This is a genomic window from Xanthomarina sp. F1114, from assembly GCF_026410255.1.
Taxonomy (GTDB): domain Bacteria; phylum Bacteroidota; class Bacteroidia; order Flavobacteriales; family Flavobacteriaceae; genus Xanthomarina.
Window position 1 is genome coordinate 103,726 of record NZ_JAPMLL010000014.1, and the last position, 10,179, is coordinate 113,904.

Consider the following 10,179-nt stretch of genomic DNA (forward strand, 5'->3'; position numbering starts at 1 on the left):
TTTACTAGAAGCTTTGGATTATGTATGTAGTCTGAGTTCGAAATTTAAATTTACCGTTGCAAAGTCTGGTATTAAAAACAGAGACTATTAAAGTAAAATTCCATATTATCTAATAAAAAAAAGGTTCTACAAGATGTAGAACCTTTTTCATTTACACTGAAGTAACAATTACTTTTTACGCATATAAACACTTACTGGAACACCTTTAAAATCGAAATGCTCACGAAGTTTATTTTCTAAAAATCGCTTATAAGGATCTCTTACATATTGAGGTAGATTACAGAAAAACGCAAATTGTGGTTGCGGTGTTGGCAACTGCATAATGTATTTAATTTTTACAAATTTCCCTTTGTAAGCTGGTGGAGGATAATTTTCTATAATAGGAAGTAACACCTCGTTAAGCTTACTAGTTTTAATTTTTTTACTGCGGTTATTATACACTTCAACAGCCGTTTCTATAGCCTTAAAAATACGTTGTTTATTTAATACAGAAATAAATACAATTGGCACATCTGTAAAAGGCTCAATTTCTTTTCTAATAATTCCCTCGTACTCGTTGGTCGATTTATGGTCTTTCTCAACCAAATCCCACTTGTTAACTAGAATTACAATTCCTTTTCTGTTGCGCTCTGCCAACCAAAAGATATTTTGTACCTGCCCATCGAAACCGCGTGTGGCATCCATAACTAACAAGCATACATCTGCATGTTCTATAGCACGAACACTACGCATTACAGAATAAAACTCTAAATCGTCTTTAACTTTAGACTTACGTCTAATTCCAGCAGTATCTACAAGGTTAAATTCAAATCCAAAACGGTTGTATTTAGTATCTATAGAGTCTCTAGTTGTTCCAGCAATATCTGTAACTATATATCTGTCCTCGCCAATTAATGCATTTATAAAAGAAGATTTTCCAGCATTTGGTCTTCCTACCACAGCAAACCGAGGAAGTTCAGATTCTTCTACTTCTTCTTTTACAGGTAAAGATTCTACAAGTGCATCTAATAAGTCTCCTGTTCCACTACCATTAATACTGGCAATAGTAAAGTACTCTCCTAAGCCCAAAGAATAAAATTCTACCGCATCTTGGGCTCTTTTAGCATTATCTACTTTATTGACAACTAAAAAAACAGGTTTTTTCACTTTTCTAAGTAAGGTTGCAACATCTTCGTCCATTCCTGTAACACCAGATTCCACATCTACCATAAATATAATAGCATCTGCTTCGTCTATAGCTAACTCAACTTGTTTATCGATTTCTGCTTCAAAAACATCGTCGCTTCCTTTTACATATCCTCCTGTATCGATAAGAGAAAACTCTCTCCCATTCCAATCACTTTTTCCGTAATGTCTATCTCTTGTTACGCCACTTACAGCATCTACAATAGCTTCTCTTCTTTTAATTAAACGGTTAAAAAAAGTGGATTTTCCTACATTAGGTCTTCCTACAATAGCAACTATGTTACTCATTTTAATAAATTTTGATGCAAATATAATGATATGCTAAGTATTAAATTGTATTTTGTTTAATTCAAAAAAAAAATAAATATGTGCGTCTAATAAAAATCACTATCATTACTTAATAATTTAATTGACTGTTTATTGATACTTTCTGAAAGTTTAAAAAAAATTCTAAAAGCTTTTTATTTCTTTTTAAAACTATCTACATAAAAACATAATTTAAAAAATAAAATGATTTAAAGAACTATATGTCCAACTCCTCAACAATCAATGAAGTGGTTTTAAGACCACGTTTTAAGTTTGAAAAAGATCAAAATAATGAAAAATTATTAGGGTTATTTGATCAAGCTAAGCAAGAACAGAAGAATTTTATTGTTTCCAGAATAGACGACCATGTATTTATTAAATTTCCAAAGCATCAACAACATTTTTGGTCGCCGCAATTGCATTTGGAAATAGAAGAAATAAATGAAAATTCAAGTACAATTCGAGGCTTATTTGGCCCAAACCCAACCGTTTGGACCATGTTTATGTTTTTTCACTTTATTGTTGCAAGTTTTTTTATAGGATTTGGAGCTTGGGCCTATACCAATTGGACTTTAAAAACAACTTATGGCATTCAAATAAGTGTGATGTTATTAATGATTATTTGTTGGATAGTATTGTATTTTGTGGGGAGATTAGGCAAACAAGCTGGCATGGAACAAATGCATCTGCTTCATGGGTTTATGAGAGATACCTTGCGCAGTCAATAAGTGGGTAGTAGGTAGTGGGCAATTTTTAGAGCGTAGAAAGAACTCAGTATTCAGGATACTAATGTCTAAAAAAAACTTACTGATTATAACCAAATCTTTTTAACTGTCTTTGGTCGCTTCGCCAATTTTTATTCACTTTTACATAAAGTTCTAAGTGAACCTGCTTGCCAAAGAATTTTTCCAAATCCTTTCTGGCTTCTATACCTACCCGTTTTAGGGCAGAACCTTTATGACCAATTATAATTCCTTTTTGAGTTTCGCGTTCTACCATAATTACTGAGCGCATTCTAATAATCTCTTCTTCCTCAAGAAACTCTTCGGTATCGATTTCAACTGCATAAGGAATTTCCTTTTTGTAGTGCATTAAAATTTTCTCACGAATGGTTTCATTAACAAAAAAACGTTCTGGTTTGTCCGTTAATTGGTCTTTAGGGTAGAAAGGTGGCGAATCTGGCAGTAATTCTATAATACGATTAAAAACTTCTTTTACTTGAAATCCTTCTAAGGCAGAAATAGCAAAAATTTCAGCGTTAGGAACTTTCTCTGCCCAACTTTGAACTTGCTCTTCTAATTGTTTCTGATCTGATTTATCAATTTTATTCAACAGTAATAAAACAGGAATTTTAGAGCTAGTAATCTTCTTAAAAAAAGTTTCGTCCTTTAATTCTTTTTCACCAATTTCAACCATATAAATAAGCACGTCGGCATCTTCAAAAGCCGATTTTACAAAATCCATCATAGATTCTTGTAACTGGTATGCTGGCTTGATAATTCCTGGGGTATCAGATAAAATCATTTGAAAATCTTCCCCATTAACAATACCCAGAATCCTATGTCTTGTGGTTTGAGCTTTCGATGTTATTATCGAAAGTTTTTCGCCAACAAAAGCATTCATTAATGTCGATTTTCCAACGTTTGGATTTCCTATAATATTTACAAAACCAGCTTTATGCATCATGTTATTTTCTTATGGCAAAGATAGTTTTTAAAATTTTAAACTTGGTACAAACCAAATAACTAATAAATTCAAAATGGAAAATTTAGTTTTTGTTTTTCATCTTTTTAGTTCATAAAATATTTTGTAGGTTTTTTTTTAATACTTTAGTGCTATTATTCAAACCTGTTTTAAAGTGTAGATTTAAGTGGTAAACAAACCGTATTTTATAATTTTATTTATAGCATGGATTTTTGTAATGCCCAGCTTTTGTTTCTCTCAAGACAAAGTGACTGATTCTACAAAGCAAGCTGATGAGGTTACTCCTTTTAGAAAAGGGAGATGGCTTACAGGACTTACTGGTTCTATAGGTTCTGGTTCTTTCGAAAACACTAAAACAGATAATAAATCTATTAGCAATTGGTACCGAATAGAAATTGGTACAGGAAAGTTTTTAATAGACCGGTTAAATATTGGCTTATCTGCCAATATGGAAAGAAGTAATCTAGAAAATGAAGATTCTGAAAATACTTCTGAAACTTTTTTTATTGGACCAAAAGGAACTTATTTTTTATCGCCAAGTAATGTTGGATCTGTTTTTTTTAGCTTATCCCCTGGATATGCGCTCTATAGAGAAACTATTGGAAACCTGGTAGCTGATACATATATTGAAAATGTTAATGGAGGTGGTGGTTTTGGATTTCTTTCAACATTTGGTTTTTCTTATGTTATTCAAGATCGTGTATCTTTTGATCTTGGTTTAAATTACAATATATATTGGTTAGATTTAAAACAAGAAACTAATATTGACAATAACACGAAACAGGTTACTTACGAATTGAGTAATTTATCCTTTTCTTTCGGATTTAAAATATTATTAGACACGAAACCCTTATAATGAAAAAGCTTTTTTTATTCATATTTACAAGTCTTTTTATAAGTTCTCTTGGCTATAGTCAAACTAAGGACGATGTTGTAAAATCTGACACGATAAATAAGAATAAGAAAATTCAATTTGTAGCTATTCCAATTGTATTTTACACTCCAGAAACAAGCTTTGGTTTTGGAGCTGGAGGACAAATATTTTTACTAAAACAGAAGAATATTTATAATGACAGGGTATCAAATATTTTTGTTGATTTTATAATGACCTCCAACAAGCAATTTATAATAGATGTTATTCCGCAAATATATTTTGGAGATGGTGATTATTTTCTAGACATGAATTTTAAGTGGAAAATATTCCCTAATAATTTTTGGGGAATTGGGAATACAACTCCAAATAGCAACGAGGAATCTTACGATATGACTTCGAAAATTCTAAAAGTAAGCTTCTTAAAACGACTTCCTCCTTCTTTAAATTTTGGTTTTGAATATATTTATGAAAACCACGACGTTACAAAAGTAACTGAAGGTGGTCTTTTAGACGCTGGTGACATAACTGGTAGCGATGGCGCTATAATTAGTGGTTTTGGAGTAATATTTAACCTAGATACTAGAGATAATATAGGTTCGCCTTTTTCTGGACATTTATTAAAAATGAATGCTCAGTTTTCAAGCGAACTTTTTGGAGCAACTCAAACATACAACAAGTTTATTGCCGATTTGCGTACCTACCAAAAATTAGGTAAAAACAGCATTGCGGCTTTACAACTGTATTACGAAGGTAATTATGGAAACCCTCCTTTTCAAGGATTAGCTTGGTATGGTGGTGGAAATAGAGCTAGAGGATATTACCAAGGGAGATATATAGATAAAAGTTTGTATTTATTTCAAGCCGAATATAGGTATAGATTTAAACCGCGCTGGGCATTGGCTGGATACGGATTGGTTGGAAAGGTGGCAAACGATCAAAAAGAACTTTTTAGTATGAACGATTTAAAACCTAGTGCTGGAGGTGGACTCCGATTTAAACTTCTAAAAACCCAAGATACCTGGGTGCGCTTGGATGCGGGAATTGGTATAGACGGCAGTAGCGGTATTTACTTTGGAATTAATGAGGCTTTTTAAAAACCTCAAGAACAAAACATAAAAAAGGTTGTCTAAAAATAATATTTTAAACAACCTTTTTCTATACTATTACTAATATAAGTCCGTAAAACAAATTACAATGTCTACTTATATTAAACCTATTAGGTAGATTTACATTTGCAAAATTATAAACTCGGATCTTCTGTTCATTTGATGCTCTGTTTCTGTACAAGGAACGCCATTAGAACAGTTATTGATTAGTTGAGTTTCTCCATATCCAATAGCACTTTCAATTCTATCACTTTCAATTCCTTGAGATATAATATAATCTCTTGTAGCTTTTGCTCTTCTATCTGAAAGCTGCAGGTTATAAGCATCTCTTGCTCTTGAATCTGTATGAGATTCTATCTTAATTATCATTCTAGGATATTCTTTCATCAATAAAACCACTTTATTAAGCTCTACAGCTGCATCGTTTCTAATGAAAGATTTATCCAAGTCGAAATAAATAATTCCTATTTTAATTTTAAGTAAATCACCTTCTTTTACAATTAGCATATTATCTAAACCTAGAGGAACAATTGTTTCTCCAGATTTATCTAAAGTAAGAACTAATTTCTCTCTAGTTTCATAGTTATTTTTAGAGGCCATAACATTAAATGTAGTAGAACAATCTAAACGTGGCTTAAATTTGTAAGCTCCTCTTAAATCTGTTAGAGTTGAATCTAATTTGACGCCATTTTCATCCATTAAGATCATTTTTACATCTGCAATGCTTTCTCCTGTTATGTTATTAGCTACAGAACCACGAATAAGCTGATTACAGATTATATCTTCACGTATAAAAGAATATATATCGTCATCACCTTTTCCAGACAATCTATTAGAGCAAACAAAGCCTTTGTTTTTCTCTTCGTTTACAATAAAACCAAAATCGTCTAACTCGCTATTTAATGGAGCTCCTAAATTAACCGGGCTTTGAAAAGTACTATCTTGAACTTTACTCTGAAAAACATCTAAACCTCCAAGACCTAAATGTCCATCTGAAGCAAAATAAAGTGCTCTATCTGTTATAAACGGGAACATTTCTCTACCAGCAGTGTTTACTTTTTCTCCTAAGTTTCTTGGTGTAGAATACCCATTAGATTTTTCGCCATTTTCATTTGTAGCGTCTTCATCTAAAATATCTACTACAAAAATATCTGTTCCACCAATAGAGCCAGGCATATCTGAAACGAAATACAATAACTTTCCATCGCTACTTACAGTTGGGTGACCTACCGAGTACTCTTCGCTGTTAAACGGAAGTTCTTTTACGTTTTGCCATGTTAAAGTGCTGTCTTTATCTTTTGCTAATTCTGCACTATATATTTTTAAATGGTTAGTTCCCTTACCATCTCTACCTAGTTTTCCATTATAGTTGTTTCTAGTAAAATATACTTTGGTTTCGTCTGGAGAGAAGGCCAAAGTAGCTTCGTGATATCTGGTGTTTAAGTTTTTTGCGAATTCGCCAATATTAACAACATCAGATTCAAGACCGTCCATTTCTCCCAAATGCATATTTAGATATGGTTGTTTGTTCCATTCGTATATTCTAGTATGGAAATTTGAGGTATCAACAGTAGAAGAGTACACCAACTGATCTTTATAGTACATAGGTCCAAAATCTGAATACTTAGTATTAATAGATAGGTTTTTAAGTAAAAATCTTGGCTCCATATTTAAAACATCTTCGATTTCGAAGTTTACTTGATCAAAATTTTTCGATCTATCGTCTGTTTCCTTTGATCTTTTAGCAAACTCTTTCATCCAGTATTTCGCTTCTCTGTATTTTCCAATACCTTCTAAAGAATGCACATATCTAAAAATATATTCCGGACTTACCTCCTCATTAAAATTTGAAATTAACTGATCGTAAAAACGGTTTGCATTTTTCATATCTGTATTAAAGAAATAAGCATCTCCAGCTCTTTTTAAAACTCTAAAATAGTCTTGCTGATTTGTGCTATCTTGTTTATTTCTTTTTTCCAGCTTCTGTATTTTATTCTCATATAATACAGCAGCTTCTTTATACCACATTTTGTCGAATAAGCGGTCTGCTTTTTCCGTAGAGCTGTTTTGCCCATAAGAAAAAGTAATTGCGCATAATATTAGTAGTGTAATTGTATTTTTCATTTAGCTTTGGTTTAGAAGAAACGTGGGGATTTAAGTTGCTTTTCTTTAGATATTAAATCAAAACGGAGCATTATTTCGTGAGTTCCATTATTGAAATCTTGTATTTCTGTTGTTGTATAATCATAGGCATAACCAATCATTAATTGTGGAGAAATTTGAAAACCTACTAATCCACTAACCGAGTCGTCCCATCTATAAGAAGCTCCTAATCTTAATACGTCATGGATCATAAAGTTAGCCGACAGATCTACAATAATTGGAGCTCCAGTAACAAACTTTCCTAAAAATGCTGGTTTAAATTTTAAATTAGAATTTAAATCAAAGACCATTCCTCCAATTAAGTAGAAATGCAATCTTTCTGCATCTACAGAATTCTGAATAGCATCATAATACTGATTGGTTAAAAAGTTAGGAACTGAAAGTCCTATATAACTTTTATTGGTATGATAGTAAACACCAGCACCTATAGTAGGCAAGAATTTATTTTCAATATTGTCTTGGAAGATATCTTCGTCTTCTTGATACGAACCTCTTGTCCAATCTACATTAAACAACTTTCCTCCTCCTTTAACTCCAAAAGATAACTTTCTATCTTTTACAAGTCTTAAAGTATATGAAAAGTTTGCATCTAAATAAAACTCGTCCGATGGTCCAATCCTATCATTAACCAGCGAAACTCCCAAACCAACATTTTTCCCAATTGGAGAATCTACACTAAAAGATTGGGTGGTTGGCGCACCATCCAGACCAACCCATTGCGATCTATGAAGTCCTGTTAGAGTTAAGTGGCCTCGAGATCCTGCATACGCAGAGTTTACAGTTAATGTATTAAACATATAGTCTGTGTACTGAGGATCTTGTTGACCGTAGCTCACTAGTGTTAGTAGAAACACTAATGAGCTGATTGTTATTTTATTTTTTAAATTCATTTTGTAATATTTATGTTTGAGGTATAATCAAATGTTATTTTAGTTATTATTATCTAGCTAAATACAGCCAACCAGATTTTCTTTCCGATCCATCACCAAGATCAAGGATGTAATAGTAGGTCCCTACTGGTAATTTTTCATTTTTGTTGAAAACCGATCTTCCGTTAGACTCACCATTAAAAGTGTTGTCGTAACCATCTTTACTGTAAACTAAATTCCCCCATCTATTATAAATCAATAAATTATTATTTGGATAATTGTTTATACAATCTATATAGAAGAACTCATTTTTACCGTTTCCGTTAGGTGAGAACTCATTATAGATTTTTAAACATGAAGGACTAATAATCGCATCATCGCTATCGTTACTATTGTTTGAGTCAATTTGATCTAAGTACTCTAAGGATGCGATATTCAGATAATCGCTAATATCCAATACTTTAACTGTAATATCTAAGGTTTCCGTTTCTCCACCTGCAACGGTTGGAATTAACCATAATCCAGTTGAGTTATTGTAAGTACCTGAAGTTGCATTATAAGAAACAAACTCGTATCCTGCAGGTAGAACATCAACAATTTCTACTGTTGTTGCATCTAGACCTCCTAGGTTAGCCGCTGTAATTGTAAATATCACTTCGTCTGCAATATTAGGATTTTCATTATTTACAACTTTAATAACCTCAATATCTGTTGTTGGTGTATTAATGAAGGTACTATCCTCATCGTCTTCACTTTGATCACCATCGTCATTATTAGGTGTAGAATCAGGATCAAACTGATCGCTAGCTGTAATTTGAGCTATGTTTAAATACTCGTCATCTGCAAGAGTTGGTAAGTTAACAGTAGCTTGATAAGTCAATGTTAATCCAGTTAAAGGAACTGTTAAGTTTGCCCAATCAATAACACTACCAAACAACAGACCTCCATTAGAGATGTTTGTGATGTTACTATAACCAATTGGTAAGATATCCTGAACAGCAACTCCTGTAGCCGTACTATTTCCTCCATTATCAATTTGAAGTGTAAAGGTTATTACCTCGCCAACATTGGCATTGCTATTACTTACTGATTTATTTAAACTTAAATCTGCAGTTTCAGTCATAATTAAGATACCATCCTCATCATCTTCACTTTGAGTTCCATCGTCGTTATTTGGTGTAGAATCCGGATCTGCAATATCACTTGCAGTTACTTGCGCTGAGTTGAAGTACTCTCCCGGAGTTCCTGTTGGAGCATTAACCAAAACATTAATTAATAATGTTTGAGTACCTCCATTTGGAATATCGCCTACAGTCCACAAACCGGTTACCTGATTATAGGTTCCTGAAGTTGAACTATAAACTAAATAGCTAAACCCTGCTGGTAATAGATCTACCACCTCTACTCCTGTGGCAGCATTAGGTCCGTCGTTAATTACTGTAATTTCAAAGGTAATTTGATCTCCAACGTTTGGAGTGTCATTACCATTAACAACTGTTTTGGTTAATGATAAATCTGCCATAAAATCAACAGGTGTAATTAACACGCTATCTTGATCGTCTTCAGTTTCATCACCGTTATTTGGTGTAGAATCTGGATCAGGTAAATCGGATGCTGTTACTTCTGCAATGTTCAGGTAATCTCCTGTTTCATTTACTACCACATTTATAGTTAGAGTTTCGGTAGCTCCGTTTGTAATTGTTCCGGCAGTCCAAACTCCTGTTACATTATTATATGTTCCAGATGATGTACTGAAAGACACATAATCAAATCCTGATGGTAATAAATCTACTATCTCTACGCCTGTTGCGTCTTGTGGACCATCGTTAGTTACTGAGATTAAGAAAGCGATTTGAGACCCAACTAATGGTGTTGTATTTCCGTTTACTACTTCTTTTGTAAGCGATAAATCGGCTACTAGATCGGTAGGTGTAATTAACACGCTGTCTTGATCGTCTTCAGTTTCATCACC

8 protein-coding genes are annotated in these 10,179 nt (G+C 32.9%); 3 read left to right on the forward strand and 5 right to left on the reverse strand.

What is annotated here, in order from left to right; genetic code table 11:
- Positions 1–168: 168 nt before the first annotated feature.
- Positions 169–1,473 carry a ribosome biogenesis GTPase Der gene (gene der / locus OS188_RS12420; RefSeq protein ID WP_267149171.1) on the reverse strand — a complete coding sequence of 435 codons (1,305 nt, stop codon included), beginning with the start codon at positions 1,471–1,473 and terminating at the stop codon, positions 169–171.
- A 239-nt stretch (positions 1,474–1,712) separates the two neighbouring features.
- Here der and OS188_RS12425 point away from each other — a divergent pair, with 239 nt between their 5' ends.
- Positions 1,713–2,219 (forward strand): GTP-binding protein, encoded by a 507-nt coding sequence (locus OS188_RS12425; protein ID WP_267149172.1) that lies wholly within the window; start codon positions 1,713–1,715, stop codon positions 2,217–2,219.
- Between the two features lie 76 nt (positions 2,220–2,295).
- On the opposite strand, the gene era is transcribed toward OS188_RS12425, so the two are convergent.
- On the reverse strand, positions 2,296–3,177 hold the full coding sequence (gene era / locus OS188_RS12430) for a GTPase Era (RefSeq protein ID WP_267149173.1): 882 nt from the start codon (positions 3,175–3,177) through the stop codon (positions 2,296–2,298).
- A gap of 235 nt (positions 3,178–3,412) precedes the next feature.
- On the opposite strand from era, the gene OS188_RS12435 reads away from it, so the two are divergent.
- Both OS188_RS12435 and OS188_RS12440 read left to right on the forward strand, forming a co-directional pair.
- The gene (locus tag OS188_RS12435; RefSeq protein ID WP_267149174.1) at positions 3,413–4,051 is read left to right on the forward strand and encodes a hypothetical protein; all 639 of its coding nucleotides are present in this window, start codon (positions 3,413–3,415) and stop codon (positions 4,049–4,051) included.
- On the forward strand, positions 4,051–5,163 hold the full coding sequence (locus OS188_RS12440) for a BamA/TamA family outer membrane protein (protein WP_267149175.1): 1,113 nt from the start codon (positions 4,051–4,053) through the stop codon (positions 5,161–5,163). Before OS188_RS12435 ends, OS188_RS12440 begins: the two co-directional genes overlap by 1 nt.
- A gap of 132 nt (positions 5,164–5,295) precedes the next feature.
- Here the strand turns inward: OS188_RS12440 and OS188_RS12445 are convergent, their stop codons facing one another.
- The 3 genes from OS188_RS12445 to OS188_RS12455 all read right to left on the reverse strand — a co-directional run.
- Complete coding sequence (locus OS188_RS12445) at positions 5,296–7,299, reverse strand: OmpA family protein (RefSeq protein ID WP_267149176.1); 2,004 nt, start codon at positions 7,297–7,299, stop codon at positions 5,296–5,298.
- Between the two features lie 11 nt (positions 7,300–7,310).
- Positions 7,311–8,228 (reverse strand): PorP/SprF family type IX secretion system membrane protein, encoded by a 918-nt coding sequence (locus tag OS188_RS12450; protein ID WP_267149177.1) that lies wholly within the window; start codon positions 8,226–8,228, stop codon positions 7,311–7,313.
- 49 nt (positions 8,229–8,277) lie between these two features.
- On the reverse strand, positions 8,278–10,179 hold a 1,902-nt coding region (locus OS188_RS12455; protein WP_267149178.1), incomplete at its 5' end, for a T9SS type B sorting domain-containing protein.

Excerpts from the sequence above, each read along its gene's own strand:
- OS188_RS12435 (WP_267149174.1), top strand. The coding sequence starts at position 3,413 with ATGCCCAGCTTTTGTTTCTCTCAAGACAAAGTGACTGATTCTACAAAG.
- OS188_RS12425 (WP_267149172.1), top strand. The coding sequence starts at position 1,713 with ATGTCCAACTCCTCAACAATCAATGAAGTGGTTTTAAGACCACGTTTT.
- der (WP_267149171.1), bottom strand. The coding sequence starts at position 1,473 with ATGAGTAACATAGTTGCTATTGTAGGAAGACCTAATGTAGGAAAATCC.
- era (WP_267149173.1), bottom strand. The coding sequence starts at position 3,177 with ATGATGCATAAAGCTGGTTTTGTAAATATTATAGGAAATCCAAACGTT.
- OS188_RS12440 (WP_267149175.1), top strand. The coding sequence starts at position 4,051 with ATGAAAAAGCTTTTTTTATTCATATTTACAAGTCTTTTTATAAGTTCT.
- OS188_RS12450 (WP_267149177.1), bottom strand. The coding sequence starts at position 8,228 with ATGAATTTAAAAAATAAAATAACAATCAGCTCATTAGTGTTTCTACTA.
- OS188_RS12445 (WP_267149176.1), bottom strand. The coding sequence starts at position 7,299 with ATGAAAAATACAATTACACTACTAATATTATGCGCAATTACTTTTTCT.